Source organism: Arthrobacter sp. Soil_N43 (assembly GCF_057655195.1).
The window spans coordinates 1-20,678 of the sequence record NZ_JBDGML010000126.1 but is presented as its reverse complement, the minus strand read 5'-3'; the positions used below and the strand labels follow the sequence as shown (position 1 = coordinate 20,678).

Here is a 20,678-nt window from a genome sequence, read left to right as displayed (position 1 = left end):
ATGAAACTTCTAGTCGTTGTCACCGGCGCGGCCAGCGCCATGTTTGCGCCATTTCACCTCAATTGGCTCAGAGTGGCTAAACCTCACATAGAGACGCACGTTGTGCTGACGGAGACTGCCTGCCGGTTTGTGCAGCCCCTTGCCATCAAGGCCCTGATCCGATCCCGGGTCAACGTTGACGTTTGGTCCGATTTCCCTGATGGCAGTTCCCCGCACGTTGACCTCGGAATGTGGGCGGACGCGGCTGTGGTTCATCCGGCGACTTTCAGTTACGTGAACAAGTTCGCCGCGGGTTTCGCCGAATCTCCTTCTTTGCTGGCCCTTCACTGCACTTCAGCGCCGGTTGTCTTCGCCCCGTCGTTTCCCCCAGGCATCGAACCCAACGTCTGGCTCGACCGTTTGGCGCAAATGGAACGAACGCATGTCCTGCCCTTTGCGCCGGCATTTAGCAACGGCACCGGGGGTACCGAAAACAGTGCATGCGGGCCGTTCTCGGCTGCTGTCGATCTTGCGGAGGCGCTCATTGGCTGAGCCGATCCGTCCCGTCCTTCTCCACAGGAACGCCAACCACAGACGTTCAACGGAAATCTATTCTCTCGGGGACAGCCATGTCTGGGTCCGCGAGCACAAGGACCTCAGCCCCCAGTCCTGGCAAGCGCCGCCGGAATTCGAACGTGTAGGGAAACTGGTTTTCAGCGCAGGACGGTGCCACGAGGGAAAGTGGTTTCATACTGTAGAGGCCTCAACGTCCATACACCCGTTGTTCCAGACGGACCTTGACCGCGCAGACCCCTCACTCCCCCAACTCCTCAGCGATCTTGGGGAGGGGGCGTTTCGGTTTGAACAGACCCAGCAGGCGCTTGTCCAGAACCCGGTGCCGGCCGTAGTGGCATTTCTCTTGGGCTGGAAATCGTCATTTGACGATGTTGAAGGGAGCGCACAGATTCACGCGGAGCTGGTTGCGGCTCTGGGGGCCGAATGGTTCAAGGATCTGGAGGTCTGGTACCTGCAGGAGACCGTGTCCGGTTGCAGACATGGCGAATTTTCTGTCGCCAACATTACGCTTTCGCCTACTGGACCTGTGGTCTTGAGGGACCCCGTATCGGTTGCTGCACCGCGGGGCTTTGACGTGGGTTGGCTCATAGGCGACTTCATCGAGTTTGCCATGTCGCCGCTGACGCCATTTTCCGCTCGCGACGCTGCGGCGGCGGCGAGGCTGGTGCGCCAGGGGTACGAGCGTGCTGCGTCCCAAACCGTGTCGTCCGACGACCAGGCGACGGAAAAGTCTTTGAAGATCGCTGCCCAATTGCGAATCATGTACCACTACGTCGAGTATCGCCTGCACCCAGAACTTGATCAGGTCCACGCCACCAATGCATTGGATCTCATCTGCCCGGAGGTCGTGGGTGAAGGCGGGTCAGTCCTGAGCTTCGTCCTGTGCGAGTCGAGCAACGTTGGAGGGCAGTCCCATGCTGGATAGCGGTGGAACTCAAGCATCCATGAGGGCCGCCGAACGAATACTTGGTAGGCCACTCACGCTGGTGACGACACCTACCCCGCTGAAGGGCAGGAATCTAAACCTTCTTGTCCAGGATTCGAGCTGCCAACGCTACTTTATTAAGCGGTTGAGGGACGGGGAAGGCTCGGCGCGACGCGTGTCCACCCTAGAGGATGCCCAAGAAAGGCTCAGCCGCATACCGCTCCCGACCCCGGGCTTGATCGGCATCGACCCAGCGCAAAGGCTGGCGGTTTATGAGTATTCCGTCGGAGAACCATTCCCCCTCGTTCTCAAGTCGGGTCGGGACTCGGATCTACTGTGGGCAGATTTCGGTAGCGCGCTCGGCAAGCTTCATTCGGGCGGCACGGAAGGTCTGCCTGCCATGCCTTCGGATGCACCGCGAACGGGAACGGACGTGTTGAAGGAATTCAGCTTCGAGGCATTCTGGTCGCTGAGTGCAGCTGAAGTTGAATTGTGGCGGATCCTGCAGAAGGCTGCAGCCGACGGAAAGGTAGATCTCGATCCCCACGAGTTCCCGGCCGAACCGGTTCTTGTTCACTTCGACCTGCGCCTGGACCAGACCTTGTGCGTGGACGACCACGTGATGTTGCTCGATTGGGAGGAGATGCGCTCGGGAGACCGTGCCCGCGACTTGGGGATGCTCTTCGGAGACATTTTGTCTGAGACGGTTTACGGCGTTCTGGACAACTTGGACGAGTCTGACCACGCACCGGACGAAGCGGTGGGTGCTCTGATGATTTCGGCCGGGCGGCGCGCGAGACGGGCCATCGGCCTCGTCGTCGATGGATACATGTCTGAGTTTACGAGTTCGTGTCGGGTGTCCGAGCTAGGGCATCTGAATCTGCTCGGACGTCGCGTCGCGCACTATATGTTTCGGCACCTCCTGGAGCGGGTTGGCTCCCGGAGTGCGATAAGCACGCAACTGACAGGAATCGACCGCGGAATTGTAGCCATCGCGTTGGAGATTGCCCAACGGCTGCCTGCTGCCGCCAACGCGTTCGGGTTTGATTTCCAGGCAAGGATACAAAATGCTTGATCCTGTAGTTCTCCAGATCCGACGCGAGATACAGATTAGTGACGACTGCAGAATTTTTACAGCCCGAGGCGAGTCCCACACCAATGCGTCAGCCCGCGAATTGCGACATAACTTACGCAGTTATATCTATCGGGCATGGCACGGTGACGGGCAGCCGCTTGCATCGAGCTTGTCCAAGGAAGATCTTCACGATGACGGCTTCTACGCAAGACTTCATGCTGTTACGGAGGACTCTCTGGCTGCCCGAGCGGTTCCGTGCCTTGGTAATGCAGACTGCGGTTTAACTTCTCTCCAGGGAATACGGGTGCGGTTCCGCCTCCGGGAGCATTGTCAGCCTGGCGGAAGGCACTGGATTCACGTGCCTAAGCTCAGGCCCTATATTTCTCCCGGCTACATCTACTACAGCCACTTGCCCTTCGATGATCCGTCGGTTGCATGGAGGGTGTACGTCAATGCGAAAGACATGGATTCAGCGCTGGCTATTTGGAAGAATCTCGTTGGCTCCCTTCCTCGTGCGGGGATTGAGAACTTCCACGCGAAAGTTGCTGCAACCGAGGCGATGTTCTCCCGACGAGATGCTTTGGTTGTTTATCTGGAATCATGGAACGACGAACTTCGCTCAATGTTTGAATCAGTAGTCGAGTCCGCAGCCGTGAATCCCGAGACATCCGCAATCACATGCCGAATTGCCGCGGGTGTGTCGGTCGGGCAAGAGCCTCGATCCGCCGGAATTTACCGCGGGATGAGTTTTGGTCAACATCGAAGCCATGTTCTGGCCAACGCACTCGTCGATACGAAGGATATGCCGTCAAGTGCAGCGAAAACCGTCATTGCTGAAATGCTAACTGTGTCGGGGATCGACCCCTTGACTATTTATCGGAATGCCGGACTGGTGCTCTGAAGGAGTGGAGAACATCGTGTCAGAGACAAGTCAAGTGCTGCTGAGCTGCAACAGCATGTCCGCCGGCTACGGCAGGGCAAGCATCTGTGACGACATCACGTTTCAGCTCGAGTTGGGGCAGACGATTGCGATAGTCGGTCCGAACGGTTCCGGGAAATCAACTATCGCCAGGACGATACTTTGCCGTCAGGCTCCCCTCGCCGGGACCGTGAGGCTGAGGGGGGCGGCAGTGGACGACAGGACGGCAGCGTACCGTTCTGCTGTTTCCGCCGTATTCGATGAGGACGCGTTCTTTCCTGCGCTGACAGTCGCCGAGCATCTGGAGCTGATCGCGAGGGGTCACGGCATGCCGGACGTGGCCGCAAGCGTGGAATATGAGCTGTCGTTCTTTGGGCTCGAGAAGCATGCCCGGTCGCAGCCGCACGAACTTTCGTCCGGGCAGCGGCGCCGCGTCCTGCTTGCTGCGGCGTTCATCAGGCCATTCGAACTCCTCGTCCTGGATGAACCGGAGCAGCGGTTGGATGCCGAAATGCGGAGCAAACTCGCGCACCGCCTGCGACGGACGGTAGCAGGCGGTGCGGCGAGTGCATTGGTGGTGACCCACGATCTCGAACTGGTCAAGGGTGCTGCGGACTACTACCTCGTTGCTGGTGCTCGCGCGAGCATGGTGCCCGCCAAAGTTTTCCAGGCTGGGCAGATCGCGTGACTGTGACAACATCGGCGCGGGCTGCTGCCCGGGTAGAAAAGCCCTTCAGCCCGTCGCGGTTTACGCGGCTTCGTTCCCATCCCGACCGCGGGGGGCGGATGCGGGAGGTAATGGGCGATATCTACATTGCCTCTCTCTGGGTGTTCGTCCTTGGCATGTACGGAGTGGCCCTCTTGGGTGTGGTGCGTGAAGCTCTGACCCAGCGAGAGCCCGGCAGCAGCCTGGATGAAGCTGCAGGCCTGGTCCCCCTTAACGACGCATTGTCGGTTTCGATGGTTGCTGTGGCTGCATTGGGTGTGACTCTGCTCGTCCGTATGGGACCCATGTCGGTCACCGGGCCCCAGGGCTTCTGGTGGCTGGGGTTGCCGTTGGACCAGCGCAGCATGTTGCGCAGCCGGTATTTCAGGCTGTTTGCGGTGGCGGTGGTTGTTGCCATAGTCGGCTTTATGCCCCTTGCCGTCGCTGAATCCGATGACTGGATGTCATTGCTGACGGCCTTGGTGATGTCGGGCCTGCTCGGTGCAGTAGCCTTTTGCCTCGCGGCAACTGTGCAGCTTCAGCGACTCCGGGCGCGGAGCCTCAAGGTCTGCCTCGCGCTTATTGTGGCCGCACCACTCGCAATTCTGGTTGCCGCGCTGGTTTATGCGTCGGGAGGGAACATTGATCCGTTTACCAAGACGCTTCAGTTCCTGCCAACTTTCTGGCCGGTGCTGGCGCTAACCGGAGATGCACCCTGGCAGATCGCAGCGCCGGCGTTTGTGGCCGTGGCACTGTGGTTGTCGTGGATAGGTCGACGGCTTCACCTCTTCCGTGCTGAGGAGCTCAAAGAGGCAGGAAACGCCTCTGGATACTTCGCGGCATCGCTATATTTCATGGATTTCAGGTCGGCTGGGCTGGCCCTGCGTTCTGGTGGCAGTGGATCTTCCCGTAAGCCTTTGCTAAGGCTCCCGGGGATCACTGGAGCCTTCCTGTCGGCAATTGGAACAGCGTTTCTCCGGACGCCGGGCCTTACCGGCAAGACAATAGCCCTCTGTCTGATCCCGGCGGCGGCGCTAAGCGTTGAGGGAATCTCCCGCAACGCAGCATTGTCCCTTTCCGTCGTGGTCTGCGCTGGCATCGCGTGCCGGCTCGCGGCCACAGCCGCCATGCCCTTTGCTGACCAGCCTGCCCTGGAATCGTATTTTGCGCTGAGTGCACAGAAAGCCCGGAGGCTCCATCTCCTCATCCCGGCGGGTTACTTGGCTGTTTGGGGGGCGGGCACTTTCGTTGCCCTTGCCTTTTTCGTTCCTCTCGGACCGCTGCTCGCCCTGCAGATCGGAGTCGCCGTCGCGGGGATGGCCGGGGCAAGCGTGAGATGGGCATTCCGCCCCGTGCAAGACCTGTCCTCGCCCCGATCGGTTCAGGCAACCGCCCTCGCCGGTCTGATCCGCGGCCCCGACGCCTTCATCCTCGGCGCCGCACCTCTCGCTGGCGCGCTGTACGCAGGTCAGGCGTCGGCCGTTCTCGTCGCTGTTCAACTCGCCGCAGGGGTTGCCGCGGTTCTGTGGGCTACGAGCCTGCCGGGGCGCCGGGTGAGGTTCGAAGACCTCGGATGAGGCATTCCAAAAAAATCATGCACCCCGGAATTCCGGGGTGCATGATCGGCAGCGGCCAGAAGAATTATGAAGCTTAGCCGTGGTTGTACATGACGTGCTTGGTGCGGGAGAAGTCCTCCAGGGCGTAGCTGGAGAGGTCCCGGCCGTAGCCGGAGCCTTTGAAGCCGCCCCAGGGCATTTCGTTGGCCCGCGTGACGGCCTCTTCCTCGGTGCTGAAGGTCTCCACCGACACGACCGGGCCGAAGATCTCCGTACTGGTGATCGCGGCACCAGCGGGCACGTCGGTCACGACAGTGGGTTCGATGAAGTAGCCCGGTCCCTCCATGGCACTGCCGCCGAGGCAATCGTCAGGCCGTCCTTGCGGAAGTCGTCCAGTGGCGTCGTCGAAGACGACGACGGGCGCTTTTCCGCCCAGTTCCAGGTGCACACGCTGGACGGTGGAGCTGCGCTGGCGGCAACCTTCTGGCCGCTGCCCACGCTTCCGGTGATGGCGACGAGGTCGACGTCGGGGTGTTCAGATATCCTGTTTCCCACGACGCGCCCGGAGCCCGTGACGATAGCGTGCGAGGACGGACGTTCCTCGCCTGTATTCCGGCTCGTGAAGCGCGGATACTCGTTGTAGTACACAAGCTTTGAAGCGCGGGTGATGAGCAATGCTGACGCGGTTCGGACTGGTATGGCTGTCCGCTGCTGTCGCCTTGCTGGGCGGGTGCACGAACGAATCCGGCCCGGTGACGGGCCATTCAGGGCTGGTCGCGGGTTACGTCCTGACGGCACCGGTGTGTCCGGTGGAACGTACAGGCCACGACTGTCCGCCGCGCCCCGTATCAGGGGCGGCGGTCGTTGCCCTGCAGGGAGACAGTGTCCGCACTTCAACGCTCACGGACACGGCAGGGGCTTTCAGCCTGACGCTGCCCGACGGCCCCTACGTCATTAGGGCTACCAATGTCGGCGGCTACGCATCCACGGCCTCCGAGGCCGTGGTCGTCTCCGGCAATCCCGTCCACATCACGCTGATAGTTGATAGCGGAATTCGCTGAGCCGCGCTTTGTTTCAGCGGATCTGCTGGTCAGGGTTCTGCAGATCGTACAGCGCCCGTGATGCGCCGATAGCGTCTTTATGCTCCCGAGACCAGTCTGCGAGTTGTTTGACCAGCAGCGTAAGGCTGCTTCCGCGGTCGGTGAGTTCGTAGGTGACCTGGGCCGGGACGGTCGGGTATACCGTGCGGTTTACGAGGCCGTCGCGTTCCAGCCGCCTGACCGTCAAGGTCAACATGCGCTGCGAAATCCCATCGATGGCCCGCTGAAGCTCCCGAAAGCGTCTGACGCCAGATGCCAGTTCCACGATGACCAGCACGGACCATTTATCCCCAATCCGATCCAATACGTCACGAATTCCGCAGTCCGGATGGCCGGCTTCGCCGCAAGGTTCCAGGACAGGGGTTACTTCCATGTGACTGCCTAACACCAAAGTGCCTCCTTGTGGACCCTCAATCGGTTACCGAAGATGAGTCTAGTTCCCGAAAGTACCAGTGAAATGAGCATGCCCATGATTCTCGTTACCGGAGCCTCCGGCTGCCTTGCCACAGCGATCCTTGAATACCTCACGGAGGCGGGCGCGTCGGCAACCGGAGCAACCCGTAATCCCACAAGCAACAGTCGACTCCAGGCTCTGGACTTCGATGTCCCCCAAACAATCTCCTTCGAGGGGGTGGAAACACTGGTCTTGGTGTCCGCCGGAACTGAAGAAGACGATGTGGTTGTCACCCGCCATGAGAACGCCATCACGGCGGCCGAACGCGATGGGGTCCGGCACATCGTGTACACAAGCCTCACCGATGCCGGCGACCACCTAGGATTCGCGCTGGCCCACCGCTGGACAGAACGCCGCCTCCGCAGCGGAACGGCGCAGTGGACGATTCTGCGGAACGGTCTCTACGCGGAACTGATCGGCCAGCTCCTGGCCCCCCGCGAAGGTGTCGTCTCGGCACCATTCGGGCAGGGCGGCGTCGCCGCGGTCGCCCGGGATGATCTGGCAGAAGCAGCGGCCATCATCGCCCGGAACCCCGAAAAGCACCAAGGCAAGACCTACAACCTCGTCGGGAACACCGTCATCACGGCGCAGGACCTGGCTGACACGGTGGGGGCGGAATACCGGCCGGGCAAGCTCAGCACACTGCGGCAGGCCCTGGACTCTGCAGCGCTGTTGCCCTTCCAGTCCCCTATGCTGCTCTCCATCCATTCCGCCGCACGCCACGGATTCCTCGAGGAAACAGGCACCGACATCACCGACATCCTTGGACGGGAACCCCTCAACCCACTCCACATTGCCGCAGCCGCCGCGACCGCCTGACCAGCGGAAGGGCGTCGAACTTGCCCTACGCGTCGAGCTCGTTGGAGGCGAAGAGGCCGCTGATGAGATCGCCGAGGCGCGACCAGTGTTCACCTGACATCGCGGCGGCTGCTTCGGCGTTGCGTTGCTCGCAGACTCTGATGAGTTCGTCGTGGTGCGTGATGGTTTCCTCGCCGCCCAGGAGCCCTGAGAACTTTCGGAAAAGGATTCTATGGAGTTGCGGGTGGAGCTGCTCGATGATGCGCTTGATGACAGGATTTCCCGCGGCGTCGATGACCACACCATGGAAGGCGTCGTCGGCCGCCAACGCTTTGGAGACGTCCTGTTTTTTCACTGCCGCAGCGAAGTTGCGGTTTGCCTGCCGCATTGTATGGAAGTCGCGTTCGGTAAGCTGCGGGACGGCGGCGGCCATCGCCACGGCATCGAGCGCCTTCAGGACGGCCAGATTCGCTGCTACGTCGTGTTGATTGAGTGTCGAAACCCGTGTGTATACGCCGGCCTTGGATTCTATGAGTCCGCTGTCAACCAGCCGAGTGATGGCTTCGCGCACCGGGGTTCTGCTTAGTCCGAGCATTTCAGCGAGCTCCGCGTCCTTGATCTTTTCACCCGGCGCAAGCTCGCCACGGACGATGGCATCCCGAAGGCGTTCGTAAGCTGCGTCGCTCATCTTGGGTCGTTCAACAGTGCTGGCGCGGACTAGTGGCATATTGGATACTGTACTCTGCGACAGTGCCCAGCAGAACGCGCCGAACCACCGCGGCCGCCAAGATCTCAGCCGGGTCGATGAACGGCACCGGGATGTCACTGCCGGAAAGTCCAACCGGAACTTCGGTGCAGCCCCCGATGATGGCCTGGGCACCCGCCTCGATAAGCCCCAGTGCAGCGCGGGTGAGCTGCGGCCGGACCGCTGACCCGGGCTTGCCCGCTTTAATGGCCCGAATGGAGCCCATGACAAGATCCTCCTGGCTGTCATCTGCGGGCGTAATAACAGCAACGCCACACGTTTCGAGCCAGGATTGGTACAGGCCGGCCTTCTGGGTACCCGTCGTCGACAGCAGCCCCACCTTTTGCACAGGTGGCACAAGCTGCCGGACATACTTGGCCGTCTCCTCAATCATGTGGATGATCGGAACGTCAACCTGGGCCTGTACGGCCTGAAGGAAAGCGTGGGCAGTGTTGCAAGGCACGGCTAGCATTTCAGCCCCCGAACTTTTGAGCAGCTTGGCTCCGGCAATAAGGGCTGGTGTTGGATCGGCGCCGTGCGTTAGAAGTGCCTCTGTCCTGTCGGGAATGGTGGGGTCCGACCAGATCAGCACCCTCAAGTGCTCCTGATCGCACCTAGCAGGCGTCGCGTGCACCAGCTTGAGGTAGAAATCGGCTGTTGCCTCGGGCCCCATGCCCCCAAGAATCCCTACGACACCGCGCACAGCCGGGGCTCCGTTTATCCCAACGCCGCCGACGGCGGGTAGGGGCCCTACGGGCGAAGGGTCGTGTTTTGCCGCGGTGATGAGAGTCGTCATGGGAATCGTTCCTGTCGGGGATGCATCGATGGCTCCAATATATTGCATACTGCGTATCAGGTAAAGCCTGCCGGGGCTCGGATTGCACGAAGGTAAGCAGGGACACCCCCAAGCGGGCGCCCCGATGTCCCTTACTGACAACCGTCTGATAGCGGAGCAAAGGGCTGCCTCATGCTGCGTCGTACAGCAGGCAAAACGCCCGGCTGGGAGTCCCAGCCGGGCGTTCCCTCCCCCCGCTATTTGATTCCTTCCGGCGTCCATCTCTCGACCTGCCGTGCGTTCGTCGCTAGTGTGGCACGCAGTGATGTCGATTCCGGTGTATCCCGGTCGACGCCCCAGCTTCAGGCGGCATCCGGTCGCCGTTCACGCGAAGGAGCACGCCATGGGAATCCTCTCCGTCGACCTGTTCATCACCCTGGACGGCGTGTACCAGGCGCCGGGCGGCCCCGACGAGGACCGCGAGGGCGGCTTCGAGTTCGGCGGCTGGCAGGGCGCGTATTTCGACGACGAGACTGGCGAGGCGATCGGCGCCGGTATCAACCGCATGGACGCCCTCCTGCTGGGACGCAAGACCTACGACATCTTCGCGGGGTTCTGGCCCACCCGGGGCGACGACGACCCGATCGCGGTGACGTTCAATGCCCTGCCGAAGTTCGTCGTGTCGCGCTCGCTGACCGACCCCACGTGGGAGGGCACTACGGCGCTATCGGATGTCGCTGAAGTGGCGGCGCTGAAGGACCGGTTCAATGACATCCACGTCATCGGCAGCGGCGACCTCGCACGGTCGCTGCTCGAGGCCGACCTCGTCGACCGGCTGAGCCTCTTCCTCTACCCGCTCACCTTCGGATCGGGCAAGCGGCTGTTTGCCGACGGCACCGGCGTGCCTGCGGCGTTCCGGCTCGCGCAGACGCCGCAGGCGTTCCCGAAAGGTGCGGTCTCGCTCATGTACGAGCGCGCGGGAGAGCCGGTCACCGGCGTCGACATCAGCCAGGGGTAGCGAACCATCGTTCAGCATTCCCCTAACTGGACAGCTCTCCTCCTGCTGTCGGGCGGGACTACCCCGGTGACCGGCGTTGCTGGGTTCAGTTCATATATGGAGCCAAGGAAGCGTTTGGCATTCCAGCTTCACCCGCAGGTTCTGGGAGCGCGGACCCGCACCAACAAGGATATCTTCTACAACACCAAGGAAGGCCTCCCCCGCGCTGACCGCGAACTCGCTGCGGCGGCGACCTCCAGGGAAAACGGCTGTGTTTTCTGCGCGTCCGTCCACGCCCGCTTCGCCTCCCACCATTCGGGCCGGCACGACGACGTCCAGCGCCTTCTCGACGACGGGTCCGCTGCGGATCTCGGCCCGCGCTGGAACGCTGTGGTGGCAGCCGCCACCGCACTGGCCCAGACTCCCCCGCGGCTGAACTCCGCCCATATCCAGGCCCTGCAGAATGAAGGACTGGACGCCTTGGAACTCGCCGACGTGATCCACGGAGCCGCGTTCTTCAACTGGGCCAACCGGCTGATGCTCTCGCTCGGCGAACCCGAGCAGTAGGTATAGCAGCAACAAGAAGGGTGGGCGCCCGGGGGCGCCCACTTTTCTTTCTCAACGACCTCTGTAGGGCGGCAGGGCCCGCGACCTTCCACTGCGTGGTGGCGAGATGCACTCGTTCAGGTTTCGCAATAGTCTGACCGGGTGGACACAAACACCATGAACCCCAGCGAACAGGTCGGCAGGCAGACGCGCATTCTCGAAGCGGTGCTGGACCTGCTGTCACGCCACGGCATCTCAGGCGTCAATATGCGGGCCGTGGCGCGTGAAGCCGGCGTCGCTCTGGGGCTCGTGAATTACTACTATGAAGACAAATCGAGCTTGATCCGTGCGGCCTTGCACCGAATGGACGAGCACGACCTTATGTTGGTCGCGCCCGATCCGGCCTCACCCCCGGACGAACAGCTCCGCAAGGCTCTCCGGCGTGTTGCTGCCGCCGAACTCCTGACCACACGATATCTGTCACTGCGCCTCCACCTTTGGGCCCTCGCGCAAGCCCATGAAGACTTTGCACTGATCAACGCGGCGGCGTTCGAGCGGTATCTCGACGGGCTCGCGACGCTGATAGGAAATGCCAAGCCAGAGCTTTCCCCCGATGAATGCAGGGAGCGGGCGGCCGACATTGTCGTAGTACAAAACGGCATGTGGCTGACAGCGCTCCTCGGCGTAGACAACGCATCCATCGAAAGAAGCATCGCCCGCACCGAGCAGATCGCCTTCGCCGCATCGCGATGAGACGACCACGCCCAGGTCCAATCCCGGGATTGCTGACGCCCATTTCGTCCGGGCTCCAACGATTCAGCATTATTCTTGAACATTTGTTCATATACAAGTCTTGAACACCTGTTCAATATCTACTAATCTCCTTCGTATGACCCACGCCACACCAGCCCAGCTCCCACCTCGGGGACGCCGGCTCGGACTCTCCCAAATGACTGCACGACTTCCGGTCCGGATGACCGCGCCCGAGGGCTGAAAGCCGCGCTGGAGACCAGCACGGTCGAGGCCTCCGGGCTCGACACTGGGCTCTACACCTGGAGCCCGCTGCTCAACGCACTCTCAAGTATCAGAGTTACCCGGTTCAGAGGGGACCTCACGGACCGACGCCGGCGGCAGGAAGCGCTGCACTTGCACCGTGGCACCCCGCCCTAGAGCACGGTCACCGAAGACGTCCCGCCCACGGCGGACGCGGAGGCCGACCACTAATCGTCGACGTACTACTAATCGACGGACTACTACAGGAGACACCATGACCGACACCGCATCCACCCTGTTCATCAATGGCTCGTGGGAGCCTGCCGCGTCTGGCGCGGTGCGCAAAATCCGCAACCCGGCCGACGGCGAACCGGTCGCCACGGTATCCGAGGCCGGCCGGGAGGATGCTGAGCGCGCCATCGCTGCGGCCCGTGCGGCCTTTGACTCCGGCGTCTGGGCCTCGGTCCCGGCACCCGAACGCGGCGCCTTCCTGCTCAGGGTCGCCGCGGAACTGCGTGAACGCCGTGAGAAATTCGCCCGCGCCGAATCACTGGATACCGGGAAACGGATCATCGAAAGCCGGATCGACGTGGACGACATCGCCGCCTGCTTCGAATATTTCGGAAGGCTCGCCGGGCAGCAGGCGGGCCGCGTGGTCGACGCCGGGGACCCCGCCGTCGTAAGCAGGATCGTCTACGAGCCGGTGGGTGTCTGCGGCTTGATCACGCCGTGGAACTACCCCCTGCTCCAGGCCGCGTGGAAGATCGCTCCCGCGCTGGCAGCCGGCTGCACTTTCGTGCTCAAGCCCTCCGAGCTGACCCCGTCCACCGCCATCCTGGCCATGCAGCTGCTGAAGGACCTGGGCCTGCCGGACGGTGTCGCCAACCTCGTGACCGGCCCCGGCGCCGAGGCGGGCGCACCGCTCTCGGAACACCCCGGCGTCGACCTGGTCTCCTTCACCGGCGGGTTGGAGACCGGCAAGCGCATTGCCGCGGCCGCCGCCGGCACCGTGAAGAAGGTGGCACTGGAGCTCGGCGGCAAGAACCCCAACGTGGTGTTCGCCGACGCGGACTTCGATGCCGCCGTCGACAACGCGCTGAACGGGGCGTTTGTGCACTCCGGACAGGTCTGCTCCGCCGGGGCCCGGCTGGTGGTCGAGGAATCGATCGCCGAGCGCTTCGTCGACGAGCTGGTCCGGCGCGCGCAGGGCATCAGCCTCGGCGGCCCGTTCGAAGAGGCGGCTGAAACCGGCCCGCTGATTTCCGCCGCCCACCGCGAGAAGGTCCACGCCTACGTCCAGCGCGGAGTGGAGGAAGGTGCGCGGCTGCGCTGCGGCGGCGCGGCACCTGCTGGGGAGAAGTACGACGGCGGCTTCTACTACCAGCCGACGGTCCTGGACCGCGTCACCAGGGGCATGTCCGTGGTCGTGGACGAAGCATTCGGCCCGGTGGTGACCGTGGAAACGTTCCGCACCGAGGACGAAGCGGTGGCCACCGCCAACGACACTATCTACGGGCTGGCAGGCGCGGTGTGGACCCAGGATGCCGGCAAGGCGCAGCGCGTGGCATCCCGGCTGCGGCACGGCACGGTCTGGATCAACGACTATCACCCCTACCTCCCCCAGGCCGAGTGGGGCGGCTTCGGCCAGTCCGGCGTGGGCCGCGAGCTCGGCCCGAGCGGCCTGGCCGAATACCAGGAAGCCAAGCACATCTACCAGAACACCAGCCCACAGGTAACCGGCTGGTTCGCTGACCGCAAGGAGAACTAGATGCATACCGACAACGTCGAAAACCTCAACAACCGCGAGTTCGACTACATCGTCATCGGCGGCGGATCCGCGGGCGCCGCCGTCGCCGCCAGGTTGAGCGAGGACCCCGCCGTGTCCGTGGCCCTGGTGGAGGCCGGTCCGGACGACCGCGGCCTGCCCGAAATCCTCCAGCTGGACCGCTGGATGGAACTGCTGGAATCCGGCTACGACTGGGACTACCCGGTGGAACCGCAGGAGAACGGCAATTCCTTCATGCGCCACGCCCGCGCCAAGGTCATGGGCGGCTGCTCCAGCCACAACTCCTGCATCGCCTTTTGGGCCCCGCGCGAAGACCTGGACGAATGGGAGTCCAAGTACGGCGCCACCGGCTGGAACGCTGAATCCGCCTGGCCGCTGTACCAGCGGCTGGAGACTAACGAGGACGCCGGCCCGGACGCGCCGCACCATGGCGACTCAGGCCCCGTGCACCTGATGAACGTGCCCCCGGCGGACCCCGCCGGCGTCGCGCTCCTGGACGCCTGCGAACAGGCCGGCATTCCGCGCGCGAAGTTCAACACCGGCAACACCGTGATCAACGGTGCCAACTTTTTCCAGATCAACCGCCGCGCGGACGGCACCCGTTCCTCCAGCTCGGTCTCCTACATCCACCCGATCATCGACCGCGAGAACTTCACCCTGCTGACCGGGTTGCGCGCCCGGCAACTGGTATTCGACGCGGACAAGCGCTGCACCGGCGTCGACGTCGTGGACTCGGCGTTCGGCCGGACCCACCGGCTCTCCGCGCGTTGCGAGGTCATCCTGTCCACCGGCGCCATCGACTCGCCCAAGCTGCTCATGCTCTCCGGCATCGGCCCCGCCGCGCACCTCGCCGGACACGGCATCAAGGTCCTTGTCGACTCCCCCGGCGTCGGCGAACACCTGCAGGACCACCCTGAAGGCGTGGTGCAGTTCGAGGCCAAGCAGCAGATGGTGCAGACTTCGACGCAATGGTGGGAGATCGGCATCTTCACCCCCACCGAGAACGGCCTGGACCGCCCTGACTTGATGATGCACTATGGTTCCGTGCCGTTCGACATGAACACCCTGCGGTACGGCTACCCCACCACGGAGAACGGCTTCAGCCTCACCCCGAACGTCACGCACGCCCGCTCCCGCGGCACCGTCCGGCTGCGCAGCCGCGACTTCCGCGACAAGCCCGCAGTCGACCCGCGGTACTTCACCGATCCGGAGGGCCACGACATGCGCGTCATGGTGGCCGGCATTCGCAAGGCCCGTGAAATCGCCGCCCAGCCTGCCATGGCCGAATGGACCGGCCGCGAGCTCTCGCCCGGCATCGAGGCGCAGACCGACGAGGAACTGCAGGATTACATCCGCAAGACGCACAACACCGTTTACCACCCCGTCGGCACCGTCCGCATGGGGCCAGCCGACGACGACATGTCGCCGCTCGACCCCGAGCTGCGGGTGAAGGGCGTCACCGGCCTGCGCGTCGCCGATGCCTCTGTCATGCCTGAACACGTCACGGTCAACCCGAACATCACCGTCATGATGATCGGCGAACGCTGCGCCGACCTCATCCGCGCCAGCCGAGCCGGCGAAACGACGACGGCGGAGGCGGAGCTCAGCGCGTCCCTCGCCTGACCGGCAGCGCGCCCGCGGAACGGGCGCAGCCGGCTCGGCAACAGCATTGGGGGAAACGGCCGGGCGCCCACAGCGCGGTGCCCGGCCACTGATTCACCTGCGTCCAAAGGCGTCCGCAGGTCATCACCATCGTGCTTTTCTGACTTAAGGAGTTCAGATGTTGGAACCCAGCAAGAGTACTGATTCAAGCGGCATGGACGAATTCGGCTATGCCCAGACCCTGGACCGGAGCATCGGCAAGTTCGCCAGCTTCGCCGCAGGCGTCAGTTACATCTCCATCCTCACCGGAGTTTTTCAACTGTTCTACTTTGGTTTCTCCATGGCCGGCCCGGCTTACGCGTGGTCCTGGCCCATCGTCTTCGTGGGCCAGCTGATGGTGGCGCTGTGTTTTGCCGAACTGGCAGGGCGCTACCCCGTGGCGGGCTCGGTTTACAACTGGGCCAAGCGTCTGGCCTCCGGAACCTCGGCCTGGCTGGCCGGCTGGCTGCTGCTGCTCTCCTCCATCATGGCGCTGGGCTCCGTGGCATTGGCCCTGCAGATCACCCTGCCGCAGCTCTGGTCCGGTTTCCAGCTCATCGGCGACGGCACCGGCCCGTATGACTTCGCCGTCAACGGTGTTGTGCTGGCCAGCATCATGATCACGATTTCCACCCTCATCAACGCGTTCGGCGTGAAGCTGATGACCAGGATCAACAGCATCGGCGTGTTCGTCGAGCTGATCGCGGCCGTCCTGCTCATCCTCGCGCTGGGCTGGCACGTGGTGCGCGGTCCCGAGGTCTTCTTCGACACCGCCGGGTTCGGCGAGGGCCACGACCTCGGCTTCTTCGGAGTGTTCATCATCGGTGCCATGGCCTCCGGCTACGTCATGTACGGTTTCGACACCGCCAGCTCCCTCGGCGAGGAAACGAAGGACCCGAAACGGACCGCCCCCAAGGCCATCCTGCGCGCCGTCACGGCCTCCTTCCTGCTGGGCGGCCTGATCCTGCTCTTCGGCATCCTGGCCGCACCGGACCTCACCGACCCCAAGGTGGGCTCGCCCGACGGCGGCCTGCAGCACATCGTGCTCTCCGTGCTCGGCGGCCCCTTCGGCAAGGCGTTCCTCGTGTGCATCGTGGTGGCCGTGGTGGTCTGCACGCTGGCTGTCCACGCCGCTGCCATCCGCATGATGTTCGCAATGGCCCGGGACAACAACCTGCCCTTCAGCCGCCACCTCAGCAAGGTGGACCCGGTACGCAAAACCCCCACCGTCGCGGCCATCGTCATCGGAATCATCGCCATGATCCCGCTGGTCGTCAACATCTCCCAGCCGGCCATCTTCACGATCCTCTCCAGCATCAGCATTGTCCTGATCTACCTGTCCTACCTGCTGGTCACTTTTCCCATGCTGCGCAAGCGGCTCGTGAAGAAGTGGCCGGCGCCCGGCGACCGTTCTGAAGCGGGATTCAGCATGGGCAAATGGGGACTGCCGGTGAACATCCTCGCGGTCCTGTGGGGCGGTGCCATGACCCTGAACCTGGTCTGGCCGCGCCCGGAGATCTACAACTCGGTGCCGCCGTTCGAGTGGTACCTGCAGTGGGGCGGTGTGCTCTTCGTCGCCGCCGTCACCGCAGGCGGGGCGATGCTGTACCGGCTGAAGATCAGGCATCAGACGGGCGTCCTCGCCGAGCACGCCGCCGCCGTCGCAGCACATCCGTCGTCTGGCTCGGCCCAATCATTAACCCCGGCCGCCACCCAACTGGTGTCGGTTCCTGTCCAGGCCCAAGCCGCGTTGTCCTCTGCGGACCGTGTCAATGAGGTCCCTGACGCGCTCACAGTCAACGGTGCCACGTCAAATAACGGGTCGTAGGGTGCGCCCCTGCGGACAATGAATACGAGGTTCAGGAACTCCCGGACGAGCATCTCTTCGCCAGTGTCCACCGGCGAAGGGATGCTCGTCCGGCGTCTTTCTTGGTGGTTGGCGGAAGCCCCCAAATAGGGAGAAACCCGCCGTCGACATGGGTGCCGGCCCCGGCGTAGGCTGGCAGCATCGGCGCATGTGCCCCGGTGACTCTGCGTCGATACCCCAATCGATGAAGGAGGACCAATGAGTGCCGTACGTGAATTCATGACGACGGATGCACAGTGTATTAAGGAGAACCAGTCCCTCGTAGATGCCGCACGCATGATGCAGGACCTGGACTGCGGATCGTTGCCGATCTGTGGTGACGACGGCAAGTTGAAGGGCATGATCACCGACCGGGACATCGTGCTCAAGTGCGTTGCCGTAGGGCGTGATCCACGCGAGATGATGGCCCGCGACCTCGCCACCGGTGCGCCCCACTGGGTTGACGCCGATGCAAATGTTGACGCCGCCATCGAAATGATGGAGAAGTACCAGGTCCGGCGGCTCCCGGTCATTGCTGACCACAAGTTGGTAGGCATCATCAGCCAGGGTGACATCGCGCGCAACTACACAGAGGAGCGTGTGGGCGAACTGGTGGAGCACATTTCGGAACGCAAACGAATGCAGTCGAGCAGTTCATAAAGCCAAGCAACTCATCCGCAACACGCGCCACGGAGTACTCTCCGTGGCGCTATTTTGTGAGCGGTCCGGCGCGGCGGAGCCAGGCTTCGCCGTCGGCACCGCCGGCCAGCAGCACGGTGTCGTACTGCCCGATAGACGGCAGCGGCTTGGCAATGGCCGGGCGGGCGTTTGCGCGCTGCTCCGACACGTTGCGGTCCCAGGTGGCGTCGTAGCTGCCGGGTAAGGATCAGCAGCTTCGATGCCGTCTAGGCGGTCAATAGGTTGGCCCGGCATGACGTGAAGTGCCGCCGCGTCGGCCGAAAGCGGCTACACCACGCGATCTCGTTGGACACCTTGACCTGAGTTTCGAAGCGCTCGAACTCCCAGCAGATCCGGGACTGCGCATCAACATCTGCACAGCGGATCCCGAAACGCCCTCCGAGGATGCCTGGAAGTCCTGGCTCACAGACGCCGTCGCCAACATTGACGCCGTCGTCTTCACTCAAGGTTCCTCGTACGGCGACGCCTCCGCGGCCGAGGCCGTGGACTACGGAGCCGCGAAAAACGTGCTCCGAGCACTGGCTGGCCAACGTGTGCGCATCGCACTCATGACAGCCATCGGGGTCACCCGCCGCGGCAGCACCCACGACTGGAAACGGCGCAGCGAACGACTCGTCCGCGCCAGCGGCAACGCCTACACCATCGTCCGACCCGGCTGGTTCGACTACAACAACGACGACCAACTGGAAATCACACTGCTCCAGGGCGACACCCGCCACGCAGGAAGCCCAACAGACGGCGTCATTGCCCGCTACCAAATCAGGGTGTCAGGACTGAGCGCAGTCCGGTTCCAGCCGCAAGTTCCTCCAAGGCCAAGCACGCCTCCGACAATGGGCGGACGTTGTCGATCAGCTGTTCAAGAGGAAGGTGACCGGCCAAATGGAGCTTTGCCAAGCGAGGTATGTCGACTCTGGCCACACTTGATCCGTAGTTACAGCCCAGTATGCTCTTGCCCTGGTCCGCCAGATCATAGGGGTCGATGCTGGACCGGGCACCGAAGCGGGTCATCCCCACCAGGACAGCGGCGCCGCCTGGGGCCAACAGTCCTGGCAGGGTTTCAATGACTTTTTCGTTTCCTATGGCTTCAAAGGCAAAGTCCACGCCGCCAAGAAGGTCGTGGACGTATTCGGTGAGGTCCGTTTCGCGGGGATCCACGGTAATGGTTGCTCCCAGCTCCTGGGCTTTTGCGCGTTTCTCAGGCGAGAGATCCGCTGCGATGATCGGGTGGGCACCAGCCAGCTTGAGCCCCATCACCGCTGAGAGGCCGACGCCTCCGCAGCCGATAACCACGGCGGATGCGCCCGTAGGCACCCGTGCCGTGTTGAGCACGGCGCCGACGCCGGTGGTCACCGAGCAGCCCAGCAGGGCACCGACCGTGAATGGCAGGTCATCGTCCACCTTGACTGCAGCTGCCTCCGGGACAACGACGTGGGGCGCGAATGTGCCCAATCCGAGGTAGGGCCACAATTCCTGCCCCTCGCTGTCTTTGAAGGGCGTACTTCCGTCCGGCAGCGTGTTTGCCAGTGCGGTGGTGCCGGTGCACAGCCAGCCGCGGCCGGCGGCGCAGTTGCTGCAGCGCATGCAGGGGGCGAACCAGGACAGGACAACGTGATCGCCGGACCGTATGGTCGTGACGCCGGGGCCGGTCTCGTCAACCACACCGGCAGCTTCATGGCCGAGAACGAGAGGCTGCTCGGAGGGCCAGTCCCCATTGACGATATGCAGGTCTGAGTGGCAGACACCCGTGGCGCGGATGCTCACGCGGATCTGGCCCGGACCGGGAGCGGCAACAACTACAGGTTCTTGTGCTGCGCCGCGCCCCGGGCGGTAGGTGGTTGCGTCAATCACAGTGTTCTCCTATCCCGGATTCGAAGAAAGCTGTTCATCGCTGCGGTGCCGTTCGGTTACTTCTGCGTTGAGGTCGATGGAACGGCCCATGATCAGGTAGGCGACCGACGCCGTGGCCAGCCCCACAAGCCACGCGATGTCGACGTCCCCAAGCGCAGTCGCGGCCGGGCCGATGTAGCTCCAATCGCCGATGGTGGGCAGAACCATGAATGGGATCTCGGTGAGTAGCCCGATGCCGAAGGCAGTCAGTCCCCGCCACCCCCAGGAGCCGTAGATTCCGTGGGGTGTGAAGAGATCGGCAATCGCGTAGTGGCCCTTGCGGACGACGAAGAAGTCCACCAAGTTGGTGGCTGTCCACGGCACCAGGATGTAGAGCATCAGGGTCAGCGCCGAGAAAACCGTGGCCACGGACCCGGCGCTGATAGATGACGCGATCAGGTACCAAAGCAAGGCCAGCACAAGGATCGTCACCACACGGGCGGTGGTTTTCGGCTTGATCGGGCGGACGGAGTCGATTGTGGTCAACACGGTGAGCATTCCGCCGTAGGCGTTCATTCCCATCGTTGCGATCAGCGCGAGTGCGGAGAGCAGGGCCGCGATGTCACCCAGCGGGGCGAAAATGGTATTTCCCGCCGTCTGCAGGCCAGCGAGACCATCGGTCGCTCCCAAGGCGATGGACAGCCATGCGCCCAGGGCAATCAGCCAGATCGCGGA

Annotated in this window: 23 protein-coding genes and 1 pseudogene; 16 read left to right on the top strand and 8 right to left on the bottom strand. The window is 63.1% G+C overall.

Annotated elements, in window-relative coordinates:
* The 6 genes from AC3A3W_RS20865 to AC3A3W_RS20840 all read left to right on the top strand — a co-directional run bounded on the left by AC3A3W_RS20865 (nt 1) and on the right by AC3A3W_RS20840 (nt 5,757).
* Nucleotides 1–531, top strand: coding sequence for a flavoprotein (locus tag AC3A3W_RS20865; RefSeq protein ID WP_487445036.1), 531 nt, complete (start codon nt 1–3; stop codon nt 529–531).
* A gap of 229 nt (nt 532–760) precedes the next feature.
* Nucleotides 761–1,480, top strand: coding sequence for a hypothetical protein (locus AC3A3W_RS20860; RefSeq protein WP_487445035.1), 720 nt, complete (start codon nt 761–763; stop codon nt 1,478–1,480).
* Entirely contained in the window at nt 1,470–2,555 is a 1,086-nt protein-coding gene (locus AC3A3W_RS20855) for a phosphotransferase (protein ID WP_487445034.1), read from the top strand. Before AC3A3W_RS20860 ends, AC3A3W_RS20855 begins: the two co-directional genes overlap by 11 nt.
* A gap of 358 nt (nt 2,556–2,913) precedes the next feature.
* Complete coding sequence (locus AC3A3W_RS20850; RefSeq protein ID WP_487445033.1) at nt 2,914–3,456, top strand: T3SS effector HopA1 family protein; 543 nt, start codon at nt 2,914–2,916, stop codon at nt 3,454–3,456.
* 16 nt (nt 3,457–3,472) lie between these two features.
* Nucleotides 3,473–4,162, top strand: coding sequence for an ABC transporter ATP-binding protein (locus tag AC3A3W_RS20845; RefSeq protein ID WP_487445032.1), 690 nt, complete (start codon nt 3,473–3,475; stop codon nt 4,160–4,162).
* 179 nt (nt 4,163–4,341) lie between these two features.
* On the top strand, nt 4,342–5,757 hold the full coding sequence (locus tag AC3A3W_RS20840) for a DUF6297 family protein (RefSeq protein ID WP_487445044.1): 1,416 nt from the start codon (nt 4,342–4,344) through the stop codon (nt 5,755–5,757).
* Between the two features lie 73 nt (nt 5,758–5,830).
* Here the strand turns inward: AC3A3W_RS20840 and AC3A3W_RS20835 are convergent, their stop codons facing one another.
* The gene (locus AC3A3W_RS20835) at nt 5,831–6,046 is read right to left on the bottom strand and encodes an aldehyde dehydrogenase family protein (RefSeq protein WP_487445031.1); all 216 of its coding nucleotides are present in this window, start codon (nt 6,044–6,046) and stop codon (nt 5,831–5,833) included.
* The gene (locus tag AC3A3W_RS20830) at nt 6,043–6,411 is read right to left on the bottom strand and encodes an aldehyde dehydrogenase family protein (protein ID WP_487445030.1); all 369 of its coding nucleotides are present in this window, start codon (nt 6,409–6,411) and stop codon (nt 6,043–6,045) included. The genes AC3A3W_RS20835 and AC3A3W_RS20830 overlap by 4 nt, the downstream gene beginning before the upstream one ends.
* Here AC3A3W_RS20830 and AC3A3W_RS20825 point away from each other — a divergent pair.
* Nucleotides 6,411–6,797, top strand: coding sequence for a carboxypeptidase-like regulatory domain-containing protein (locus AC3A3W_RS20825; protein WP_487445029.1), 387 nt, complete (start codon nt 6,411–6,413; stop codon nt 6,795–6,797). The two genes, AC3A3W_RS20830 and AC3A3W_RS20825, sit on opposite strands and share 1 nt — an antisense overlap.
* A 13-nt stretch (nt 6,798–6,810) precedes the next feature.
* On the opposite strand, the gene AC3A3W_RS20820 is transcribed toward AC3A3W_RS20825, so the two are convergent.
* Nucleotides 6,811–7,209, bottom strand: coding sequence for a winged helix-turn-helix transcriptional regulator (locus tag AC3A3W_RS20820; protein WP_487445028.1), 399 nt, complete (start codon nt 7,207–7,209; stop codon nt 6,811–6,813).
* Between the two features lie 84 nt (nt 7,210–7,293).
* Here AC3A3W_RS20820 and AC3A3W_RS20815 point away from each other — a divergent pair, with 84 nt between their 5' ends.
* Nucleotides 7,294–8,109, top strand: coding sequence for an NAD(P)H-binding protein (locus tag AC3A3W_RS20815; RefSeq protein ID WP_487445027.1), 816 nt, complete (start codon nt 7,294–7,296; stop codon nt 8,107–8,109).
* Nucleotides 8,110–8,134: 25 nt separating this feature from the next.
* Here AC3A3W_RS20815 and AC3A3W_RS20810 read toward each other — a convergent pair whose 3' ends face one another.
* Together AC3A3W_RS20810 and cuyB are read right to left on the bottom strand one after the other, a co-directional pair.
* Nucleotides 8,135–8,776, bottom strand: coding sequence for a GntR family transcriptional regulator (locus AC3A3W_RS20810; protein ID WP_487445026.1), 642 nt, complete (start codon nt 8,774–8,776; stop codon nt 8,135–8,137).
* A 10-nt stretch (nt 8,777–8,786) separates the two neighbouring features.
* Nucleotides 8,787–9,629, bottom strand: coding sequence for a cysteate racemase (gene cuyB, locus AC3A3W_RS20805; protein ID WP_487445025.1), 843 nt, complete (start codon nt 9,627–9,629; stop codon nt 8,787–8,789).
* A 382-nt stretch (nt 9,630–10,011) separates the two neighbouring features.
* Between cuyB and AC3A3W_RS20800 the strand changes: the two genes are divergently transcribed.
* The 7 genes from AC3A3W_RS20800 (at nt 10,012) to AC3A3W_RS20770 (ending at nt 18,077) form a co-directional block, all read left to right on the top strand.
* Nucleotides 10,012–10,626 (top strand): dihydrofolate reductase family protein, encoded by a 615-nt coding sequence (locus AC3A3W_RS20800; RefSeq protein ID WP_487445024.1) that lies wholly within the window; start codon nt 10,012–10,014, stop codon nt 10,624–10,626.
* A gap of 96 nt (nt 10,627–10,722) precedes the next feature.
* On the top strand, nt 10,723–11,172 hold the full coding sequence (locus AC3A3W_RS20795; protein ID WP_487445023.1) for a peroxidase-related enzyme: 450 nt from the start codon (nt 10,723–10,725) through the stop codon (nt 11,170–11,172).
* Between the two features lie 156 nt (nt 11,173–11,328).
* Nucleotides 11,329–11,904, top strand: coding sequence for a TetR/AcrR family transcriptional regulator (locus tag AC3A3W_RS20790; protein ID WP_487445022.1), 576 nt, complete (start codon nt 11,329–11,331; stop codon nt 11,902–11,904).
* A gap of 514 nt (nt 11,905–12,418) precedes the next feature.
* Nucleotides 12,419–13,912, top strand: a complete 1,494-nt coding sequence (locus AC3A3W_RS20785) for an aldehyde dehydrogenase family protein (protein ID WP_487445021.1) — start codon at nt 12,419–12,421, stop codon at nt 13,910–13,912.
* Nucleotides 13,913–15,553, top strand: coding sequence for a GMC family oxidoreductase (locus tag AC3A3W_RS20780; protein ID WP_487445020.1), 1,641 nt, complete (start codon nt 13,913–13,915; stop codon nt 15,551–15,553).
* A gap of 157 nt (nt 15,554–15,710) precedes the next feature.
* On the top strand, nt 15,711–17,399 hold the full coding sequence (locus tag AC3A3W_RS20775; protein WP_487445019.1) for an APC family permease: 1,689 nt from the start codon (nt 15,711–15,713) through the stop codon (nt 17,397–17,399).
* Between the two features lie 237 nt (nt 17,400–17,636).
* Entirely contained in the window at nt 17,637–18,077 is a 441-nt protein-coding gene (locus tag AC3A3W_RS20770; protein ID WP_487445018.1) for a CBS domain-containing protein, read from the top strand.
* 49 nt (nt 18,078–18,126) lie between these two features.
* Here the strand turns inward: AC3A3W_RS20770 and AC3A3W_RS20765 are convergent, their stop codons facing one another.
* Nucleotides 18,127–18,264, bottom strand: coding sequence for a hypothetical protein (locus tag AC3A3W_RS20765; RefSeq protein ID WP_487445017.1), 138 nt, complete (start codon nt 18,262–18,264; stop codon nt 18,127–18,129).
* Between the two features lie 94 nt (nt 18,265–18,358).
* On the opposite strand from AC3A3W_RS20765, the pseudogene AC3A3W_RS20760 reads away from it, so the two are divergent.
* Nucleotides 18,359–18,784, top strand: a pseudogene (locus AC3A3W_RS20760) (NAD(P)H-binding protein); the annotation flags it as partial.
* A 91-nt stretch (nt 18,785–18,875) separates the two neighbouring features.
* On the opposite strand, the gene AC3A3W_RS20755 reads toward AC3A3W_RS20760, so the two are convergent.
* Complete coding sequence (locus AC3A3W_RS20755; protein ID WP_487445016.1) at nt 18,876–19,964, bottom strand: zinc-binding dehydrogenase; 1,089 nt, start codon at nt 19,962–19,964, stop codon at nt 18,876–18,878.
* Nucleotides 19,965–19,973: 9 nt separating this feature from the next.
* The coding region (locus AC3A3W_RS20750; RefSeq protein WP_487445015.1) for a cytosine permease at nt 19,974–20,678 on the bottom strand (705 nt) is incomplete at its 5' end.